A 20132-nucleotide genomic window follows, 5' to 3' on the forward strand; every position below is an offset into this window, starting at 1 on the left:
TGCCTTTCCATCGGCCTGCGACGAACTGCAAAAAGGGGGCGCCGAAGCGCGTCAAACGGCGATGTACCGCGTTTGTGCGGCGCCGCAAGCGAACTGATGAGGGGGAGTTCCGGATGGGGTGACCGGGCCGGCCGGCTGGCGGCCAGGAGAGACGGCAAGGGCGGCAATAGGCGGCCGCCCGGGTGCTTCAGGCGGGCTTCAGACGGGTTTCAGGATATTCGCCAGCGCCACGTACTGCTCGAGACCGACCGCTTCCGGACGGGCGCCCGGGTCGATGCCGGCATCGACGAGCTGCTGCTCGGTGAACATGCCGGCCACGCAATTGCGGATCACCTTGCGGCGCTGGGAGAAGGCCTTCTGCACCACCGCTTCCAGGGTCGGGCCGTCGGCCGGGAGCTTCCTGCGGGTCGGCACCATGCGCACGATCGCCGAATCGACCTGCGGCGGCGGATCGAAGGCGGTCGGCGGCACGACGAACAGCATCGCCATGTCGTAGCGCCATTGCAGCATCACCGACAGGCGGCTGTAGGCCTTGGTGCCGGGCTCGGCCACCATGCGCTCGACCACTTCCTTCTGCAGCATGAAGTGCTGGTCCTCGACCAGGTGCGCAAACTCGGCCAGGTGGAACAGCAGCGGGCTCGAGATGTTGTACGGCAGGTTGCCGACCACGCGCAGCTTCTGCCCTTCCGGCACCGGGATCGAGGCGAAGTCGAACTTCAAGGCGTCGCCGGAGTGGACCGTGAGTTTTTCGCGCGGATATGCTTTCTCGAGACGCGCCACCAGGTCGCGGTCGAGTTCGACCACGTGCATGTGGTCCAGTCCCTTCAGCAGCAGCGCCGTCATCGCCGCCAGACCCGGGCCGATTTCGACCATGGCCTGGCCGCGGCGCGGGTCGATCGCGTCGATGATGTTGTTCAGGACATGGTCGTCGGTCAGGAAGTTCTGGCCGAAGCGCTTGCGTGCTACGTGTTTCATTGGTGCTTTCGTTAAATGGGGTTGGCGCCGCGGGCGCCCTTGCTGGCCGCCACCATCAGCAGGGCGGCGCGGATCGCCTCTTCCATGCTGCCGCAGTCGGCGTGGCCAAGGCCTTGCGCCGCCAGGTCGAGCGCGGTGCCGTGGTCGACCGAGGTGCGGATCAGCGGCAGGCCGAGCGTGACGTTGATGCCGCGCCCGAAGGTGGCGTGCTTGAGCACCGGCAGGCCCTGGTCGTGGTACATCGCCAGCACGCAGTCGGCGTCCTGCAGGTACTTCGGCTGGAACAGGGTGTCGGCCGGATAGGGACCGCGCGCATCGATGCCGCGCGCGCGCGCCGCCGCCAGCGCCGGCTCGATGACGTCGATTTCCTCGCGCCCCAGGTAGCCATTCTCGCCGGCATGGGGATTCAGGCCGGTGACCAGGATGCGCGGCGCGGCGATGCCGAACTTGGCGCGCAGGTCAGCGTGCAGGATGTCGAGCACCTGGCCCAGGCCGTCCGGCGTGATCGCGGCGGGCACGTCCTTGAGCGGCAGGTGGGTGGTGGCCAGCGCCACGCGCAGGTAGGGCTGATTCGCAGGCTGGCCGGCCAGCATCATGACCACGCGCGGGGTGCCGGTCTTCTCGGCCAGGTATTCGGTATGGCCGGAAAACGCGATCCCGGCCTGGTTGATGGTGCTCTTTTGCAGCGGCGCGGTGACGATGGCGTCGAACCAGCCGGCCTGCACGCCCTCGACCGCCAGGTCGAGCGTGGCCAGCACCGCGCGGCCGTTGTCGGCATCGAGGGTGCCGGGCACGACGTGGGCCGCGAGCGGCACGTCGACCACGGCGATACGGTCCTTGCCGAAATGCGGCAGGCCGCCGTTGCGCAAGGCCTGGACCGACAGGGCGGAAAGACGGATCGACGGATCGACCAGGCTGGCGGTCAGCGCCAGGAAGGCGGCGTCGCCGACCAGCACGCAATTGGCCGCCTCGCGCAGCGCCCAGGCCGCGCGGATCGAGATCTCCGGGCCGATGCCGGCCGGCTCGCCGACCGTCAACGCCAGGGTCGGGCGCACTGCCTGCGGCGCGGCCATGGGCTTACTGCTCCTCGCGATACTCGACGTAGGCACGGTCGCGCACCTGGCGCGCCCAGTCCTCGAAGGCTTCGCCCAGCTTGCGCTCGCGGATGATGGCGCGCGCGCGGCTGCGTTCCTTCTGCAGGGTCACGTCTTCGCTCTTGCGCTCCAGGACCTGGATCAGGTGGAAGCCGAACGGGGTCTGGACCACGCCCGACAGCTCGCCCGGCTTCATGGCCGCCATGGCGGCCTCGAATTCCGGCATCACGTCGCCCGGATACAGCCAGCCCAGGTCGCCGCCCTTGGTGGACGAGCTGTTGTCCTGCGAGTTCTGGCGCGCCAGGTCCTCGAAGGTGGCGGCCTTGCTCTCGATCTTGGCGCGCATTTCTTCCAGCCTGCGCTTGACTTCGTCGGCCGACATGGTCGGCGTCGCCTTCATCATGATGTGGCGCGCGCGGGTCTGCTCGACCACGGACTGCTCCGGCGTGTTGTTCGCCAGGCTGCGCTTGTCGTTCAGCTTCAGGATGTAGAAGCCGATGTTGGTCTTGATGATGGGCGTCACCTGGCCCGGGCTGAGCTTGCGCAGCGCGTTGGCGAACACCGGCGGCAGGCGGTCCGCCTCGCGCCAGCCGACCACGCCGCCCTTCAGGGCGTCGGCGGAGTCGGAATAGGTGGCGGCGACCTTGGCGAAATCGGCGCCGGTGCGCAACTGGCGCATCACCTCTTCGGCGCGGGCGCTGCGCGCGGCGATCTGCTCGGGCGTGGCGTTGGCCGGAATGCCGACCAGGATCTGGGCGATGTCGACCTCGATGCGGTCGGCGGCGGCGGCCTTCTCGGCGGCCAGGAAGGTGTCGACCTCGGCGTCCGAGACCTGGATCTTGCTGTCGACCTCGTGCTCGCGCAGGCGCTGCATCATGATCTCGTTGCGGATCTCTTCGCGGAAGGCCGCAAAGGCCATGCCTTCCTTTTCCATCTGGTTGCGCATTTCCTGGACCGACATCTTCTGTTCCTGGGCGATGCGGCCGATGGCGGCGTCGAGCATGCGGTCGTCGACGCGCACGCCCATTTCCTTGGCCAGCTGGACCTGGGCGCGTTCGACGATCATCGCCTCGATCACCTGGCGCTCCAGGTCTTCCTGCGGCGGCAGCTGGGTGTTCTGGGCGCGCAGGCGCTGGACGATCTGCGCCACGCGGTTGCGCACTTCGTTACGGGTGATGACCTCGTCGTTGACGACGACGCGGACGGCGTCGACGACCTTGGCGCTGCTCGAGGCCGGCGGCAGGAAGCCGCTGCCCGGATTGGCCGGGGCGGTGCCGGTTGCCGGATTGGCATTGGCTGGAGCACCGGCCGTTGGAGCGGCCTGGCCGAACGCGGTGCCGGCCGTGAGCGCGCACAGCAGCGCCGCTGCGAGCTGGAGGTGATGCAAACGGGTAGTACGCATAATCTGGGAAGCACTCATTCAGGTCAAAAAAACATCCATGGTCCCGGTCGATCAGGGACGGCCGACGTTGGTGTTCAGCCGCGTATAGCCGGGAATACTCTTGTAAAACGAATCCAGCGGGTTGCCCATGCCGATGCCCGACAGGCCGTTGAGCTCGAGCTGGAAGAACACCGGCGTCGAGGTCGACTGGGCCGCCGTCACGAAGCGCTGCGCGCCCATCCGGAAGATCCAGCAATCGGCCTTGTACTCGAGCCCGACCAGGCTCTCGAGCACCTTGTGGTCCTGCAGCGAATAGCTGACGCGGCCGACGCCGAACCAGCGCTTCGACAGCGGCCACTGACCCGAGATGTCGGCGTTGCGGAAGCTGTCGCGCACGTAGCGGTACTCGGCGTTGAGCACCTTCAGCAGGCCCGGGGTCCAGCGCACGCCGTAGTTGCGGCTGTACACACTCGAACTCGTCGCGTCGTATTGTACGCTGGCGTCGACGTTCAGGTTCTCGACGATGCGGCCGGACGCCGCCAGCAGCAGGTCGGAGCGGTCCTTGCGGTCCTGCACCGGGCGGCCCGGCAGCTGCACGCGCGGCTCGGTGAAGTAGAAGCGCTGGCCGAAGGCCAGGCGCAGGCGCTCGGCGCCGCTGCTCTCGATGAAGCGCGACACCACGGCCGCCGTCAGCTGGTTGGCGTCGGAGACGCGGTCGTTGCCGACGAAACGGTTCTCGCTGAACAGCTGGGCGTAGCTGAAGCCGGCCTCGCCGCTATCGAAGATCGGGAAGTCGTCCTGGTTCTTGTAGGGCGTGCGCACATAGAACAGGCGCGGTTCCAGCGTCTGGGTGGCGGCGGTGCCGAACAGGCTGGCTTCGCGCTCGAACACCATGCCGGCGTCGACCGAGAACGTCGGCAGCGTGCGCGACAGGCTGGTCGGACGGCCGGCGTTGCTGTCCATGTCGTATCTGCTGGCATGGAACATCACCTTGGGCGTGATGTAGTAGCCCGGACGCACCCAGGGATAGCTCACCTGCGAGATCATCACCGCGCGGTTGCCGCTGTCCCAGGTCGAGTGGGTGAAGCGGGTCGCCTCGGCGTCGATGGCCCAGTCGAAGCCGTTGACGTCGAAACGGCCGGTGTGGAAGTTAATCTGCGGCAGGCGCGCGTAGGGCTTCGGGATCGCCAGCGCCGGATTGGCCGCCGCTGCCGGTTCCTGCAGCACCTGGAAGTTCTGGGCGCGCGCGCTCAGGTTCCAGTACTGGGTGGCGTAGTTGGTGTAGACCTCGCGCACCAGCTGGCGCTCGGCGCTGGTCGAGACCGAGCGCGAGAAATCACTGAGGTACTGGTCGTCCGAGGCCGCATGCAGGTTCCAGCCGTAGGACCAGTTCGGGCTCAGCTGCTGGTTGTGCAGCGAGTCGACCAGCCAGCGGTCGGTGTTGGAAATGCGGTCGTTGCGCAGGCCCTCGAAGTGGGTTTCGCCGCCATAGGTGCCGCCGTCGGTGGCGCCGATGTAGCGGCCGGTCGCGCCCAGCTGCAGGCCGCGGTCGAACATCATGCGCGGGAATACCGTCAAATCGCGGTTGGGCGCGATGTTGAAGTAATACGGCACCATGATCTCGGTCTTGCCCTTCGAGCCGAAGCCGATCGAGGGCGGCAGCCAGCCCGAGCGGCGCGCGCCCGAGAGCGAGAACGACATGGCCGGCGTGCCGAGGATCGGCACGTCCTTGAAATAGATGACGGTCTTGCCGGCGGTGCCGACGTCGCGTCCGGAATCGAGGCGCAGGGTGCTCGACTTCAGGTACCAGTCGGGGTTCGTCCCCTCGCAGGTGCTGTAAGTGCCGTCCACCACCAGGGCCTCGTTCTCGCCGAGGAAATCGATGCGGTCGGCCCGGCCCTGGGCATTGTTCACCTGCAGGCGGTACTGGGGGTTGAGCACCCAGCCGCGCCCGGTCTCGAGGTTCAGCTGCAGCGCATCGCCCTGGTAGCGGTCGCCGAAACGCCACATGTTGACGTTGCCGCTGGCCGTGACCTCGTCCTCGACCAGGCGGTAGCAGGCCGTGTCGGCGGTCATCCTGGTCTGGCCGCGGGTGATCTCGACGTCGCGGTTGAGGTTGATCTCGCGGTCCGGGCGGCCGCCGATTTCCTCGGCGCGCACGGTGACGGGAAGATCCTGTTCGTTGGCGGGGGGCGCAGCCGGCGCGACTTGCGCGTGCAAGGGCCCCGAGGCCACGGTAACGAGGGCGGACAAGGCAACTGCCCGCCGCTGCGGGAATGGTAGGGCCGTAAACCAGCTCATGGATTCTTGGGCTGCACCATAAAGGGCGATTTTTTGGATTGAATCCCTTATTATATGGGAATACTCTCCCTCAACCGGTTTCACCTGGACGTTTCATGTCTTCTTTGTATCAAAACATTCCTACTTCCGCCGAGCAGGATGCACGCCTGACCCTGCTCACCGAATGGCTGGGCTCGCTCGACCTGGTGGAAGTCGGTTCGCGCCGCCCGGCTTCGTCGGATGCCAGCTTCCGTCGCTATTTCCGCCTGGATGTGGCGCCGGCGCTACGCGAGAAACTGGGTGACACCCTGATCGCCATGGATGCCCCGCCCGAGCGCGAGAACGTCCCGGCCTTCATCCACGTCCAGGGCCTGCTGCAGGAAGCCGGCGTGACGGTCCCGGCGATCGTCGCGCGCGACATCGAACGCGGCTTCCTGCTGCTGTCGGACCTGGGCACCACCACGTATTTGCAGCGCCTCGATCCCGACAACGCCGCCTTCATGTATTCGGACGCGGTCGACGCCCTGATCAAGTTCCAGCTGCACAGCCAGCCCGGCGTGCTGCCCGAGTTCGACCGCGCCTTCGTCCTGCGCGAAATGAACCTGTTCCCGGAATGGTTCCTCGGCCGCCACCTCGGCGTGACCATGAACGAGGCCCAGCAGGCGCAGCTCGACAAGGTGTTCGAGACCATCACGAATAATGTGCTGGCGCAGCAGCAGGTGTTCATGCACCGCGACTTCCATTCGCGCAACCTGATGTTCCTCGACCAGGGCAACCCGGGCGTGCTCGACTTCCAGGACGCCGTCTACGGCCCGGTCACCTACGACCTGGCCTCGCTCCTGCGCGACGCCTACATCCAGTGGGACGAAGAGATCGTGCTGGACTGGGTGGTGCGCTACTGGCAGAGCGCGAAGCAGGTCGGCCTGCCGGTCAACCCGGACATCGACGCCTTCTACCGCGACTTCGAATTCATGGCCCTGCAGCGCCACCTGAAGATCCTGGGCATCTTCTGCCGCCTGAACTACCGCGACGGCAAGCCGATCTACATGGGCGACCTGCCGACCGTGATGGACTACGTGCGCAAGACCGCCAACCGCTACACCGAACTGAAACCGCTGCTGCGCCTGCTCGACGCCTTCGACGCCTTTGGCGACGGCGCCGCGCCGCAGGTCGGCTACACGTTCTAAGCGCATTTTTCGAGAAGCCCATGAAAGCCATGATCTTCGCCGCCGGCCGCGGCGAGCGCATGCGTCCGCTGACGGACACCTGCCCGAAACCCCTGCTCAAGGTGCGCGGCCGTCCGCTCATCACCTGGCACGTCCTGAACCTGGTGCGCGCCGGGATTGTCGACATCGTCATCAACCATTCGCACCTCGGCCACATGATCGAGGCGGAGCTGGGCGACGGCAGCAAGTACGGCGCGCGCATCGTGTATTCGCACGAGCCGACCCCGCTGGAGACGGCCGGCGGCATCGCCAACGCACTGCACCTGCTGGGCGGCGAACCCTTCCTGGCGGTGTCGGGCGACATCTACGCGCCCTACTTCGATTTCTCCCAGGTGCTCGAGGCGCTGCCCGACAACGACATGCTGGGCCAGCCGATTCCGCCCGAAGAACGCGACATCGCCTGGCTGTATCTGACGCCCAACCCCTGGCACAACCCGGACGGCGACTTCGGCCTGGACATGTACACGCTGGCCAATGACGGCGATCCGAAGTGGAACTTCGCCGGCATCGGCGTCTACCGTCCCGAGATGTTCGAGGGCGTCCGGGCCGGCGAGTTCCTCAAGTTCGGTCCCCTGATGCGCAAGTTCATCGACATGAAGCGCGTCGGCGGCGAGATCTACACCGGCCCCTGGGTCAACGTCGGCACGGTCGAACAGCTCGAGGAACTGAACGCGCCGCTGGCCCGGAGGGCCGGCGCGTGAACCCGTTCGCCGCGCGCCGCGCCCGCCTGGCGGCGGCCATCGAGCCGGGCGCGGTGGCGGTGCTGGCCACGGCGCCGGAAGCACTGCGCAACGCCGACAGCGAGTATCCCTACCGGCACGACAGCTATTTCTATTACCTGACGGGCTTTACGGAACCGGAAAGCGTGCTGGTGCTGGTCGCCGCGAACGGCGGCACACCTGCGCGCTCCATCCTGTTCTGCCGCGAGAAGAACGTCGAGCGCGAGATCTGGGAAGGTTTCAGGCATGGCCCCGAAGCGGCGCGCACGGCCTTCGGCTTCGACGAGGCGTATCCGATCGGCGAACTCGACGCACAGATGGCGCGCCTGCTGGCCGACGCTCCCGCCCTGTACTACGCGAACGCCCACAGCCCGGCCTTCGATGCCCAGGTCGCCGGGTGGTTGAAGGCAGTACGCGGGCAGTCGCGCTCGGGCGTGACGGCGCCCGCGCGCATTCACCACCTGCTGCCACTGCTCGACGAGATGCGCCTGCTGAAGGACGACGTTGAACAGACGCTGATGGCGAAGTCCGCGAGCATCGCCGGCGCCGCCCACCTGCGCGCCATGCGCGCGGCCAAACCCGGCATGTTCGAGTACGAGATCGAGGCCGAGCTGCTCTACGAATTCCGCAGGAACGGCGCGCAGTTCCCGGCCTATACCCCGATCGTGGCGAGCGGCGCCAATGCCTGCATCCTGCACTACAACGCCAACAACGCGCAGACCCGCGACGGCGACCTGGTGCTGATCGACGCCGGCTGCGAGTTCGACAGCTACGCGTCCGACATCACCCGCACCTTCCCGGTCAACGGCCGCTTCAGCGCGCCGCAGAAAACCCTGTACGAACTGGTGCTGCGCGCCCAGGAAGCGGCGTTGGCGGCGATCGTCCCGGGCCGCCGCTACAGCGATTTCCACGATGCCGCCGTCGACGTGCTGGTCGAGGGCATGCTGGAACTCGGCCTGCTCGACAAGGCGAAATACGGCAGCGTCGAGAACGTGCTGGCCGAGCGCGCCCATGCCCAGTTCTACATGCACGGCACCGGTCACTGGCTGGGCCTGGACGTGCACGACGCCGGCGTCTACCGCGACCTGGCGCGCGACGACAAACCTTCGCGTCCGCTGCTGGCCGGCATGGCGCTGACGGTGGAACCGGGCATCTACGTGCGCCCGGCGCCGGGCGTGCCCGAACAATTCTGGAACATCGGCATCCGCATCGAGGACGACGTGATCGTCGATGATGGCGGGGCCCGCGTGCTGTCCGGCGCGGCGCCGAAGACGGTGGCCGAGATCGAGGCCCTGATGGGGAATTGAACATGGAACAGCATCACGACACCTATGAAGTGGCGATCTGCGGCGCCGGTCCGGTCGGCCTGGCGCTCGCCGCCCTGCTGGCGCGGCGCGGCATCGACGGCCGCCGCATCGCCCTGATCGACGCACGCGCGCTCGGCCAGTCGATTTCCGACCCGCGCTCGATCGCGCTGGCCTGGGGTAGCCGCATGCTGCTCGAAGAAATCGGCGCCTGGCCATTCCCGGCAACACCGATCCACAGCATCCACGTCTCGCGCCGCGGCCACCTGGGACGCAGCCTGATGGACCGCGACGAGCATGATCTCGACGCGCTCGGCTACGTCACCCGCTACGGCGAAGTGGTCGATGCGCTGGCGCGCGCGGTCGACCGCGCGGGCGTCGAGGTGATCCGCCCGGCGCGCGTCGCGTCGCTCGACGAAGGCGCCGACCACGTTGCCATCACCCTCGACGATGGCCGCACGCTGACGAGCCAGGTCGCGGTCGGCGCCGAAGGCGGCGTGTTCGGCCAGCAGGAAGACAAGGCACGCACGCGCGACTACGGCCAGAGCGCCGTGATCGCGCGCGTCTCGAGCAGCAGCCCGATCCCGCACCGCGCCTTCGAGCGCTTCACCGACGAGGGGCCGCTGGCCCTGCTGCCGCAGGACGGCGCCGACGGCCATCACTATGCCCTGGTCTGGTGCGTGAAACCGGAACGCGCGCAGGCACTGCAGGCGATGGAAGAAAGCCGCTTCCTGGCTGAACTGAACGACGCCTTCGGCGGCCGCCTGGGCCGTTTCACCAAGGTGTCGCCGCGCATGAGCTATCCGCTCGGCCTGAACGCCGAGGCCCACGCCACCACCCGCACGGTCGCCATCGGCAATGCGGCGCAGACGCTGCACCCGGTGGCCGGCCAGGGCCTGAACCTGGGCCTGCGCGACGCCGCCGTGCTGGCGCGGCTGCTGGCGCGCTGCCCGGGTCCCGAGGGCATCGGCCGCTTCCTGGACGAACGCGCCCAGGACCGCAAGCTGACCATCGCCCTCACCGACGCCATGGCACGCGCCTTTGTCGGCAGCGGGCCGCTGCAATCGGTCTTCGGCCTGGGCTTGGCCACGCTCGACGCGGTAAAGCCGGCGCGCACGCTGCTGGCCGAAGTCATGATGTACGGCCGCCGCGGCGGCTCGTCGTTCCTGCCGCACCGGCAGGGCTGATCCGCGGCGTGGGTCATACCTTGCTCACCCATTCCATCTGCGCCTGAATCCGTAGGGTGGGCGCCCCGTGCCCACGCGTAAACGATGAGCAGACGCAGCGCTTATGCACGCCAACACGACGCAGGCTTCACGCGTGGGCACGGGGCGCCCACCCTACAATAGCAACGCCTACCTACTCCACCGCCTTGACCATCGACTCGATCACCTTCTTGGCGTCGCCGAACACCATCATCGTGTTCGGCTGGTAGAACAGGTCGTTGTCCAGGCCCGCATAACCTGAGGCCATCGAGCGCTTGTTGACGATGATGCTCTTGGCTTTATAGGCCTCGAGGATCGGCATGCCGGCGATCGGCGATTTCGGGTCCTTGGCGGCCGGGTTCACGACGTCGTTCGCGCCCAGCACCAGCACCACGTCGGTCTGGCCGAACTCGCCATTGATGTCTTCCATCTCGGCCACCTGGTCGTAGGGCACTTCGGCCTCGGCCAGCAGCACGTTCATGTGGCCCGGCATGCGTCCGGCCACCGGGTGGATCGCGTAGCGCACGGTGACGCCGTGTTCGGTCAGCTTGTCGACCAGTTCCTTCACCGAGTGCTGGGCGCGCGCCACCGCCAGGCCGTAGCCGGGCACGATGATGACCGATTCCGCATTCTGCAGGATGAAGGCCGCGTCCTCGGCCGAGCCGGATTTCACCGGACGCTGCTCCTGCGCGCCGGCGCCGGCGTCGCTGGACGCTTCGCCGCCGAAGCCGCCCAGGATCACGTTGAAGAAGGAGCGGTTCATCGCCTTGCACATGATGTAAGACAGGATCGCGCCCGACGAGCCGACCAGCGAGCCGGCGATGATCAGCATCGAGTTGTTCAGCGAGAAGCCGATGCCGGCCGCCGCCCAGCCCGAATACGAGTTCAGCATCGACACCACCACCGGCATGTCGGCGCCGCCGATCGGGATGATGATCAGCACGCCCAGCACGAAAGACAGCAGCGCCATGATGACGAAGGGCGTCCAGGCCGGCTCCACCGCATCCGAAAAGCAGAACACCACGCCCAAGGCGACGATGGCGATGGCCAGCACCAGGTTCAGGATGTGCTGGCCCCCGAAGCGCACCGGCGCGCCCTGGAACAGGCGGAATTTGTATTTGCCCGACAGCTTGCCGAAGGCGATCACCGAGCCGGAGAAGGTCACCGCGCCGACAAAGGTGCCGAGGAAGAGCTCGAGACGATTCCCGAAGGGCAGCGCGCCGCCGCGTTCGGCGATGTTGAAGGCCCAGGGTTCGGACACCGCCGCGATCGCGATGCACACCGCGGCGAGGCCGATCAGCGAGTGCATCGCCGCCACCAGTTCCGGCATCTTGGTCATCTCGACCTTCTTCGCCGCGTAGGCGCCGATCGCGCCGCCCACCACCACGCCCAGCAGCACCAGCGTGAAGCCCATGCCGCCGCCGCTGCGCTCGGCGAACTCTGCCTGCAGCTTGAAGATCAGGGCGATCGTGGTAACCACCGCGATCGCCATCCCGGTCATGCCGAAGGCGTTGCCGGCACGCGCCGAGCTGGGCGAGGACAGGCCTTTCAGGGCCTGGATGAAGCAGACCGACGCCACCAGGTAGAGCAGCGTCACCATGTTCATGCTGATGAGGTTCATGCGGCCTCCTTCGTGGCCGATGCTTCCGGCGCGGCTTTCGCTGCCGCCGCGTCGGCGGACCGTTTCGGCTCCTTCTTCTTGAACATCTCCAGCATGCGCTGGGTGACGAGGAAGCCGCCGAACACGTTGACCGCGGCGAGCGCCACCGCGACCGTGCCCATGACCTGGCCGAGGGCGCCTTCGGTCAGGGCGGCGGCCAGCATGGCGCCGACGATGATGATGGCGGAGATCGCGTTGGTCACCGCCATCAGCGGCGTGTGCAGCGCCGGCGTGACGGTCCAGACGACGTGGTAGCCGACGTAGATCGCCAGCACGAAAATGATCAGGTTGATGATGGTGTGGCTGATGTCCATGGCGGTCTCCTTATTTGCGCAGCGTTTCGCCGTCCGCGCACAGCAGGGTCGCGCGCACGATCTCGTCCTCGCGGTCGATGAAGAACTTGTCTTCCTTGTCGATCACGAGCTTGAGGAAGTCCAGCACGTTGCGCGCGTACAGGGCCGAGGCGTCGGCCGCGACCAGCGCCGCCAGGTTCGGCTCGCCGATGATGTACACGCCGTGCTTGACGACGGTCTTGCCCAGTTCCGTCAGCGGGCAGTTGCCGCCCTGCTCGATCGCCATGTCGACGATCACCGAGCCGGGTTTCATGGCCTGCACCGTTTCTTCCTTGATCAGCACCGGCGCCGGGCGGCCGGGAATCAGCGCGGTGGTGATGATGATGTCGGCCAGTTTGGCGCGCTCGTGCACCAGTTCGGCCTGGCGCCGCATCCAGTCGGCCGGCATCGGCCGCGCGTAGCCGCCCGCGCCTTGCGCGATCTCGCGCTCCTCGTCGGTGAGGAAGGGCACGTCGATGAACTTGGCGCCGAGCGACTCGACCTGCTCCTTCACCGGCGGGCGCACGTCGGACGCTTCGATCACGGCGCCCAGGCGCTTGGCGGTGGCGATCGCCTGCAGGCCGGCCACGCCGACGCCCATGATCAGCACGCGCGCCGCCTTGACGGTGCCGGCGGCGGTCATCAGCATCGGCATGAAGCGTTGATAGGTGTTCGCCGCCAGCATCACCGCCTTGTAGCCGGCGATGTTGGCTTGACTCGACAGCACGTCCATCGACTGCGCGCGCGTGATGCGCGGCGCCGCTTCCAGGGCAAAGGCGGTCAGGCGCGCGCTGGCCATGGCGGCGAGGTTGTCGGTATCGAAGGGATTGAGCATGCCGACCAGGACCGTGCCCGGCCGCATGCGGCTGCGCTCGAGCTCGTTCGGGGCGCGCACTTTCAGCACCATGTCGGCGCCGAAGGCCTCGTCCGCATTGACAATCCTGGCGCCGGCGGCGGCATACGCATCGTCGACGACGGCGGCATGCAGTCCGGCGCCGGACTGCACCAGGACCTCATGCCGGCCCGCCAGTTTTTTGACGGTTTCTGGAGTTGCTGCTACGCGGGTTTCGCCCGGCCGTGTCTCAGCCGGTATGCCGATTCTCATGCACGCCTCTCTGGTTGTTTGTTTTCTATATGAAATCTACCACGTAAACATTGGATTTTTTCTACTAAAAATGGCAATCCCGGCCGACCGGTCATTTTCGAGGCAAATACGATACAGCTGGGGCTGGATGTGCTGTTTTTTTGTATCAGATCAACGCAATTGGCGCTTTTTTGCTGCGCTGCACACGTACCGGCGAGCAACGCTTTGCGCAGCACTGTAAAATACCGGCTCATTTCCGAGGACGCGCATGACCCATACCTTCAGACCGTCAGTCACCGTTGCCGCCATCATCGAACGCGATGGGCGTTTCCTGCTGATCGAGGAAGAGACAAGCGAAGGAATCAAGCTCAACCAGCCGGCGGGCCATCTCGACCCGCACGAGTCGCTCGAGCAGGCGGTGGTGCGCGAATCCCTGGAAGAAACCGCGCACGAATTCATTCCCGAGGCGCTGGTCGGCATGTACATGTCGCGCTACCACTCGAAGTCGCGCAATGCCGACGTCACCTATTTGCGCTTCACCTTCTGCGGCAAGGCCGGCCGCCAGTTCGACCAGCCGCTCGACGAGGGCATCCTGCGCACCCTGTGGATGACGCGCGACGAAATCGCCGCCTGCCCGGAACGCCACCGCAGCCCGATCGTGCTGCAATGCGTGGACGACTATCTGGCGGGCAAGCGCACCGAACTGGCGCTGCTGCACACCCACCCTTCGGTGTTCGAGGGCGGGCTATCAACAACGGACGTAACATGAGCAAGAAAAAAGTCGTGATCGGGATGTCGGGCGGAGTCGACTCCTCGGTCGCGGCATGGATGCTGAAGGAACAGGGCTACGACGTGGTCGGCCTGTTCATGAAGAACTGGGAAGACGACGACGATTCCGAATACTGCTCGTCGCGCCAGGACTGGATCGACGCGGCCAGCGTCGCCGACGTGGTCGGCGTCGACATCGAGGCCGTCAACTTCGCCGCCGAATACAAGGACCGCGTGTTCGCCGAATTCCTGCGCGAATACCAGGCCGGCCGCACCCCGAACCCGGACGTGCTGTGCAATGCCGAGATCAAGTTCAAGGCCTTTCTCGACCACGCCATGAAGCTGGGCGCCGACCTGATCGCGACCGGCCACTACGCGCGCGTGCGCCAGAACGACGCGGGCAAGTTCGAGCTGCTGAAAGCATTCGACCACACCAAGGACCAAAGCTACTTCCTGCACCGCCTGAATCAGGCGCAGCTGTCGAAGTCGCTGTTCCCGCTGGGCGAGATCCCGAAGACCGAGGTGCGCAAGATCGCCGAAAAACTGCAATTGCCGAACGCGGCAAAAAAGGATTCGACCGGCATCTGCTTCATCGGCGAGCGCCCGTTCCGCGAATTCCTGAACCGCTACCTGTCGCACAAGCCGGGCCCGATCAAGCTCGACAACGGCCAGACCGTGGGCGAACACATCGGCCTGTCGTTCTACACGCTCGGCCAGCGCAAGGGCATCGGCATCGGCGGCCTGAAGTCGCACAAGAACGCCGACGGCACCAGCGAGCCGTGGTTCGTGGCGCGCAAGGACATCGCGACCAACACCTTATATATCGTGCAGGGCCACGACCATCCGTGGCTGCTGTCCGCCCGTCTCGAGGCCGGCCAAGCCAGCTGGATCGCGGGCGAGCCGCCGGCCGGCATGCTGTCGGCCAAAACGCGCTACCGCCAGCAGGACGTCGCCTGCGAAGTCGTCGCCGACGGCCTGGAGCGCTTTGCGCTGGAGTTCCTTGAACCGCAGTGGGCGGTCACGCCGGGGCAGTCGGCCGTGCTGTACGACGGCGATATCTGCCTGGGTGGCGGCATCATCGACGGGATGGTCAAGGGCTGAGTTCTCGCTTTACGTGCATAAAAAACGGCGCACCGGAGAAATCCGGTGCGCCGTTTTTGTAGGGTGGGCGCGGCCGGCGTAGGCACTCGTGCCCACGCGGTGATAGGTGACGGCAAGATCATCGAGCCCGATCACGGAGCCGATAACGATCACCGCGTGGGCACAAGTGCCCACCCTACGTTCAAGCGCAGCTCAACTCCACCATATCCACCGCCGGCCGCGCCGCACGCACCCTCGGCAGCGTCCACTTGGCGCAGATCCAGCGCTCGAAATCCGCGGCCGCCAGCGGGCGCGCGTACAGGTAGCCCTGCACCTGGTCGCAGCCGGCTTCCCTCAGGTAGCCCGCTACCGCCGCGGTCTCGACGCCTTCGGCCACGACCTGGTGCCCGAGGTCGTGCGACAGCTTGATCATCGTACTCACCAGGGCGCGCTTGTGGCTGTCGGTGTCGACGTCGCGCACGAAGCTCTGGTCGATCTTGACCACCCGCGCCGGCAGGCTTTGCAGGTAGGCCAGGCTGCTGTAGCCGGTGCCGAAATCGTCGATCGCCAGGTGCACGCCGGCCGCCGCCAGGCTGTGCAAGGTCTGCATCGCCAGCACGCGGTTCTTCATCAGCGCGCTTTCGGTGATCTCCAGCGCCAGCGCCTCGGGCGGCAGTCCGTGCAGGCGCAGCTGCTCGGTCACGTGGGCGCAGAAATCCATCTCGAGCAGGTTCACGGCCGACACGTTGACCGCCATCTGCAGCGTCAGGCCGGCTGCGCGCCAGGCCGCCAGCTGGCGCAGCGCGCGCGCCAGCACCCAGCGCGTGGTGGCGCGCGCCAGCGAGGTCTGCTCGATAACGGGGAAGAATTCGCCCGGCGAGACCGCGCCCAATACCGGGTGGTCCCAGCGCAGCAACGCCTCGGCGCCGGTGCAGCGGCCGGTCGCCAGCTCGACCTTCGGCTGGAACACCAGGCGCAGCTGGCCCTCGCTCTCGAGCGCCGCGCCGAACTCGTTGGCCAGGTAGAAGCGGCGCAGGAACACCGCATTCTGCTCGGCCGAGAACACGCGCACGCGGCGCGCGCCGTCGAGGGCGTCGTGGGCGGCGCTGTGCATGTCGCGCAGGACGTCGTGCGGATCGCTGCGGGCGACCGTGAACGGCGCCACGCCGATCGTGGCGGTGGTCACGAAGCGCGACGTCATGGCGCCGGCGCGCATGTCGAGCCAGCAGCCGAGCCAATCGCAGAAACGATTGACGTCGGCGCCCGGCTCGGCCAGGAACACGAACTGGGTTGCCGCCACGTGGTACAGCTTGCGCCCCGGGCCGATCGCCGCGCGCAGCATGCGCACCGCCTCGCCGACGATCTCGTCGAGATAGGCGGCGCCCAGCGCGCGCAATGCGTCGCTGAGCTGCTCGGGCGTGACCAAATTCACCATCGCCGCCAGGCGCGTCTCGCCTGGCGCGCGCTCGTTGGCCAAATCGGCCAGGTCTTCGATGAACTGGCTGCGGTTCGGCAGGCCGCTCATCGGGTCGATACGCCCGAACGCATGCTGCAGCTCGATCTGGGCCATCACCATCGAGGCCAGGTCGGAGAGGCCCTTGCGCTCGGCCTCGGTGATCTGGCGCGGCTCAGGCCCCAGCACGCACATCGCGCCCAGGCAGTAACCGTCGCGCGTCAGCAGCGGCGCGCCGGCGTAGAAGCGCACGCCGGTACTGGCCAGGTGGCTGTCGTGGAAGCAGGCGTCCCGCTTCAGGTCCGGCACCACCAGCAGGCCGCCGCTCTCGGTCACCCGGGCGCAGGGCGCGCGCTCGCGCGGGATCGAGGCATGTTCGACGCCCACCCGCGACTTGAACCACTGGCGGTCGGCGTCGGTCAGCGACACCGCGGCCACCGGCAGGTCGAACAGTTGCGCCGCCATGCGCGTGATGCGGTCGAAGGCCTCGCTGGGCGGGGTATCGAGCAGCTCCAGCTTGCGCAGGGCATCGAGGCGTTCGGCTTCCTGCTGCGCGGATGGGATGGAGTGGGACATGGAATTCCTTGGCAAGCTGAGCCAGGCAACAGCTCAAATGACGAAAATGACGACAAGCCCCATTTTGTTCGTCAAATTTCCCGAGGTCAACAAAAATCTTGCGAACCAACCGTAAAGAGTAGGGAATGGGAGACGATGTGGTAAGTTTTATGGCAACCTGCATCATCAAATTCGATAAATTTTCTATTTCCTAAAGTAAAATAACGTCGTTAGTTTTTCTGTCTGAAAGAATTCTTGTCATGTCCGCACCCACTTCCGACGCGCTGGACGATCCGATCCTGACGACCCGCGAAGCGGCCGCGCTGCTCGGGATCGCAGTCAGCACGGCCCAGCAGTGGATCGAGAACGGCGCGCTGCCGGCCTGGAAGACGCCGGGCGGGCACCGCCGCGTGCGCTTGAGCGCCGTCAGCGCCCTGCTGCGCGAGCGCGCCGGGCAGCCGCCTGCCGCCGCGCAGGACAACGCGCTCGGCGCCTGGCGCAACGGAGAGGCCCCCTGCCCGCTGCCGGCGGAGGAAACGGCGCGCCTGGCGGCGCTGGCCGCCAGCGGCCTGCTCGACAGCACGCAGGAAGCCGTGTTCGACCGCCTCACCTTTCTCGCGGCCCAGGTCACCGATTGTCCGATGGCCTTGCTCACCCTGGTCGACGCGAACCGCCAGTGGTTCAAGTCGCGCGTCGGCCTGGCGCTGGCGGAGACCCCGCGTGAGCAGTCGTTCTGCAGCCACGCGATCCTGGACGAGCAGCCGATGCTGGTGTTCGATGCGCGGCAAGACCTGCGCTTCGCCGACAATCCGCTGGTGACCGGCGCGCCGCACATCCGTTTCTATGCGGGCGTGCCGCTGCTCGACGCCCAAGGTTACCGGCTCGGGACGCTGTGCGTGCTCGACCGCGAGCCGCGCCGGCTGCGCGAGCGCGAGCTGCGCGCCCTGTGCGAGCTGGCGAAAATCGCGATGGAGGAGATCAGGCGCCGCCGCCCGCCTGCTGCTTCCTGACGGCGGCGATGACGGTATTGCGGATGGTCTTCAGGACGGCGTCGGCCTTGAAGGGCTTGACGATGAAGCCGTGCACGCCGCGCGCCAGGGCGGCCTGGATGGTCGGCGCGTCGAGGGTGCCCGAGACCATGAAGATGAAGGTCTTGGGCAGCATGACGCGCAGCTGCTCGACGACGTCGCCCTCCTCGATCTGCTCGCGCGCGATGCAGATCAGCTGCGGCCGGAACTTCGCGGCCAGCTGCAGCGCCCCGTGGGCCGTGTGGGTCTGCCCCACGACCTCGTAGCTGCCGTCGGTCAGCACCGTATTCAACAGGCCGCGCGAGATCGCGTTCGAGTCCACCAAAACTGCCTTGAGCATGCTGTTCCTTCAATTCAGGTCGCGTCGTAGGCCAGCATCTTCCACGTGACGCCTAGGCGCACGTCGGTCTTGAGCTGCACCAGTTGGCGCGACAAATACAAAATTTCTTTTTCGGCGCGCAGGCGCTCGCCCAGCGGCGTCATGAGGATGCCGGCGCCGGCCATCACGGCATCGAGGCTGCCGTAGGCGTTGAGCAGGCGCGCCGCGGTCTTCATGCCGATCTTCGACACGCCCGGCACGCCGTCGGTGGCGTCGCCCATCAACGCCAGCAGATCGTGCAGCAGCTCGGGCGCGACGCCGAACTTGTTGCGCACCCAGGCGTCGTCGTGCCACTCGTTCTTGAAATGGTCCCACACCAGGGCGCCGTGCGCGACCAGGGCGTGCAGGTCCTTGTCGGTGGTGGCGACAATCGCCTCGCCGCGGTTCTCCTGCAGCCAGCGCATCACGCAGGTCGCGACCACGTCGTCGGCCTCGACCCCGGGCAGCATCGCGACGTGCACGCCGGCGCGGGTCAAGCGTTCCTGGAATTCCGGCAGCGCCTCGCGCAGCACCGAAGGCATCGGCGCCCGGTGCTCGCGGTAGCGCGGATACAGCGCGTGGCGCCAGGTCTGGCCGCCGTAGTCGAAGGCGGCCAGCACATGGGTCGGCGCGTGCGCCTCGAGCACGTTGCGGAACGACGAGAACGCGTGGCGCAGCGCGATGCTGGCCTTCAGGTCGGAGTCGGGCTCCGGGCTGGCTTCGTAGACCCGGCGCACGATGTTCAGTCCGTCGATCGCGAGCAGCTTTCCCATCGATGTCTTACCTCGCGTAGTCGTACTTGCCGCCGCGCTCGAGGGCGAGCTGGTAGGCCGGACGCGCATGGATGCGCTGCACGAAGCCGGAGAGCTTCGGGTACTGCGCGCCCAGTCCGCCGCGCGCGGTGGCCGCCTCCAGCGGGAAACTCATCTGGATGTCGGCGGCCGTGAACTCCTGGCCGGCGAACCAGGGCCGCGCCGCCAGTTCCGATTCCAGGTAGTCGAGCTGGGCCCGGATGTTCGGGTTGACGAAACCGTCCTTCACCTTGCGTGCGATGGCGCGCGCGATCGGCTTGACGAAAAACGGCATCGGGCCATTCTCGACACGGTCGAACACGAGCTTCATCAACAGCGGCGACATGGCCGACCCTTCCGCGAAGTGCAGGAAATACGTGTACTTCAGCTTTTCCGGCGTGCCGGCCGTCGGCGCCAGGCGCCCATTGCCGTAGCGCTCGACCAGGTACTCGACGATCGCGGCGGATTCCGCCACCACGGTGTCGCCGTCGGTGATCACCGGCGACTTGCCCAGCGGGTGCACGGCCTTCAGTTCCGGCGGCGCCAGCATCGTCTTCGGGTCGCGCTGGTATTTTTTGATCTCGTATTCCAGGCCCAGTTCCTCCAGCAACCAGAGGATGCGCTGCGAGCGCGAGTTGTTCAGGTGGTGGACGGTGATCATGGCGGCGGCCGCAGTGTGGAAAGGACCGCTAGCTTAGCACTGTTGCGCCAGCACAAAAAGGCATCGGAAGATTTGCGGTGGAATGTTTATGGTTTGCAACAAAGACATATACTTGCGAACTTTTTACCAGTTCCTTGTAACCGTTATTCAAACTCCGCTGTCGCAGGACGCGACGGCT

18 protein-coding genes are annotated in these 20132 nt (G+C 66.7%); 7 read left to right on the top strand and 11 right to left on the bottom strand.

Annotated features, from left to right (window positions below; translation table 11 throughout):
* Nucleotides 1–198 precede the first annotated feature (198 nt).
* The 4 genes from rsmA to ACFOPH_RS16945 are packed head-to-tail and all read right to left on the bottom strand — an operon-like array spanning nt 199 to nt 5751.
* The gene (gene rsmA, locus ACFOPH_RS16930) at nt 199–975 is read right to left on the bottom strand and encodes a 16S rRNA (adenine(1518)-N(6)/adenine(1519)-N(6))-dimethyltransferase RsmA (protein ID WP_312551359.1); all 777 of its coding nucleotides are present in this window, start codon (nt 973–975) and stop codon (nt 199–201) included.
* An 11-nt stretch (nt 976–986) separates the two neighbouring features.
* Nucleotides 987–2048 (bottom strand): 4-hydroxythreonine-4-phosphate dehydrogenase PdxA, encoded by a 1062-nt coding sequence (gene pdxA, locus ACFOPH_RS16935; RefSeq protein WP_312551361.1) that lies wholly within the window; start codon nt 2046–2048, stop codon nt 987–989.
* Nucleotides 2049–2052: 4 nt separating this feature from the next.
* Nucleotides 2053–3471 carry a peptidylprolyl isomerase gene (locus tag ACFOPH_RS16940; protein ID WP_312551363.1) on the bottom strand — a complete coding sequence of 473 codons (1419 nt, stop codon included), beginning with the start codon at nt 3469–3471 and terminating at the stop codon, nt 2053–2055.
* 51 nt (nt 3472–3522) lie between these two features.
* Nucleotides 3523–5751, bottom strand: coding sequence for an LPS-assembly protein LptD (locus tag ACFOPH_RS16945; RefSeq protein WP_379736557.1), 2229 nt, complete (start codon nt 5749–5751; stop codon nt 3523–3525).
* Between the two features lie 95 nt (nt 5752–5846).
* On the opposite strand from ACFOPH_RS16945, the gene ACFOPH_RS16950 reads away from it, so the two are divergent.
* Genes ACFOPH_RS16950 through ACFOPH_RS16965 form a run of 4 tightly spaced genes read left to right on the top strand, consistent with a single transcriptional unit; the run spans nt 5847 to nt 10166 of the window.
* On the top strand, nt 5847–6917 hold the full coding sequence (locus tag ACFOPH_RS16950; RefSeq protein WP_312551367.1) for an aminoglycoside phosphotransferase family protein: 1071 nt from the start codon (nt 5847–5849) through the stop codon (nt 6915–6917).
* Nucleotides 6918–6937: 20 nt separating this feature from the next.
* Nucleotides 6938–7657: an N-acetylmuramate alpha-1-phosphate uridylyltransferase MurU gene (murU, locus tag ACFOPH_RS16955; protein WP_312551369.1), complete on the top strand. Its 720-nt coding sequence runs from the start codon at nt 6938–6940 to the stop codon at nt 7655–7657.
* Nucleotides 7654–8982 carry a Xaa-Pro aminopeptidase gene (gene pepP / locus ACFOPH_RS16960; protein WP_379736560.1) on the top strand — a complete coding sequence of 443 codons (1329 nt, stop codon included), beginning with the start codon at nt 7654–7656 and terminating at the stop codon, nt 8980–8982. Before murU ends, pepP begins: the two co-directional genes overlap by 4 nt.
* A 2-nt stretch (nt 8983–8984) precedes the next feature.
* A complete protein-coding gene (locus ACFOPH_RS16965) occupies nt 8985–10166 on the top strand; it encodes a UbiH/UbiF/VisC/COQ6 family ubiquinone biosynthesis hydroxylase (protein WP_379736562.1) in 1182 nt (393 codons plus the stop codon).
* Nucleotides 10167–10338: 172 nt separating this feature from the next.
* On the opposite strand, the gene ACFOPH_RS16970 is transcribed toward ACFOPH_RS16965, so the two are convergent.
* Genes ACFOPH_RS16970 through ACFOPH_RS16980 form a run of 3 tightly spaced genes read right to left on the bottom strand, consistent with a single transcriptional unit; the run spans nt 10339 to nt 13281 of the window.
* Entirely contained in the window at nt 10339–11805 is a 1467-nt protein-coding gene (locus ACFOPH_RS16970; RefSeq protein ID WP_312551373.1) for an NAD(P)(+) transhydrogenase (Re/Si-specific) subunit beta, read from the bottom strand.
* The gene (locus tag ACFOPH_RS16975; protein WP_312551375.1) at nt 11802–12158 is read right to left on the bottom strand and encodes an NAD(P) transhydrogenase subunit alpha; all 357 of its coding nucleotides are present in this window, start codon (nt 12156–12158) and stop codon (nt 11802–11804) included. The genes ACFOPH_RS16970 and ACFOPH_RS16975 overlap by 4 nt, the downstream gene beginning before the upstream one ends.
* Nucleotides 12159–12168: 10 nt before the next feature.
* A complete protein-coding gene (locus ACFOPH_RS16980; protein WP_379736565.1) occupies nt 12169–13281 on the bottom strand; it encodes a Re/Si-specific NAD(P)(+) transhydrogenase subunit alpha in 1113 nt (370 codons plus the stop codon).
* 247 nt (nt 13282–13528) lie between these two features.
* Here ACFOPH_RS16980 and ACFOPH_RS16985 point away from each other — a divergent pair, with 247 nt between their 5' ends.
* Together ACFOPH_RS16985 and mnmA are read left to right on the top strand one after the other, a co-directional pair.
* Nucleotides 13529–14029, top strand: a complete 501-nt coding sequence (locus ACFOPH_RS16985; protein WP_312551379.1) for an NUDIX hydrolase — start codon at nt 13529–13531, stop codon at nt 14027–14029.
* Nucleotides 14026–15129, top strand: a complete 1104-nt coding sequence (mnmA, locus tag ACFOPH_RS16990) for a tRNA 2-thiouridine(34) synthase MnmA (RefSeq protein ID WP_312551380.1) — start codon at nt 14026–14028, stop codon at nt 15127–15129. The genes ACFOPH_RS16985 and mnmA overlap by 4 nt, the downstream gene beginning before the upstream one ends.
* A gap of 181 nt (nt 15130–15310) precedes the next feature.
* Here mnmA and ACFOPH_RS16995 read toward each other — a convergent pair whose 3' ends face one another.
* Nucleotides 15311–17137 (bottom strand): putative bifunctional diguanylate cyclase/phosphodiesterase, encoded by a 1827-nt coding sequence (locus ACFOPH_RS16995; RefSeq protein WP_379736567.1) that lies wholly within the window; start codon nt 17135–17137, stop codon nt 15311–15313.
* Nucleotides 17138–17376: 239 nt separating this feature from the next.
* On the opposite strand from ACFOPH_RS16995, the gene ACFOPH_RS17000 reads away from it, so the two are divergent.
* Nucleotides 17377–18126 (top strand): GAF domain-containing protein, encoded by a 750-nt coding sequence (locus tag ACFOPH_RS17000; protein WP_379736569.1) that lies wholly within the window; start codon nt 17377–17379, stop codon nt 18124–18126.
* On the opposite strand, the gene ACFOPH_RS17005 is transcribed toward ACFOPH_RS17000, so the two are convergent.
* Genes ACFOPH_RS17005 through ACFOPH_RS17015 form a run of 3 tightly spaced genes read right to left on the bottom strand, consistent with a single transcriptional unit; the run spans nt 18095 to nt 19954 of the window.
* Nucleotides 18095–18484 carry a response regulator gene (locus ACFOPH_RS17005; protein WP_312551056.1) on the bottom strand — a complete coding sequence of 130 codons (390 nt, stop codon included), beginning with the start codon at nt 18482–18484 and terminating at the stop codon, nt 18095–18097. The genes ACFOPH_RS17000 and ACFOPH_RS17005 overlap by 32 nt on opposite strands.
* A gap of 14 nt (nt 18485–18498) precedes the next feature.
* Nucleotides 18499–19275 (bottom strand): 5'-3' exonuclease, encoded by a 777-nt coding sequence (locus tag ACFOPH_RS17010; protein ID WP_312551058.1) that lies wholly within the window; start codon nt 19273–19275, stop codon nt 18499–18501.
* A gap of 7 nt (nt 19276–19282) precedes the next feature.
* The gene (locus ACFOPH_RS17015; RefSeq protein WP_379736572.1) at nt 19283–19954 is read right to left on the bottom strand and encodes a glutathione S-transferase; all 672 of its coding nucleotides are present in this window, start codon (nt 19952–19954) and stop codon (nt 19283–19285) included.
* Nucleotides 19955–20132 lie beyond the last annotated feature (178 nt).

The sequence above is a fragment of the Massilia haematophila genome (assembly GCF_042647645.1).
In the GTDB taxonomy this organism is placed as follows: Bacteria; Pseudomonadota; Gammaproteobacteria; order Burkholderiales; family Burkholderiaceae_D; genus Telluria; species Telluria haematophila.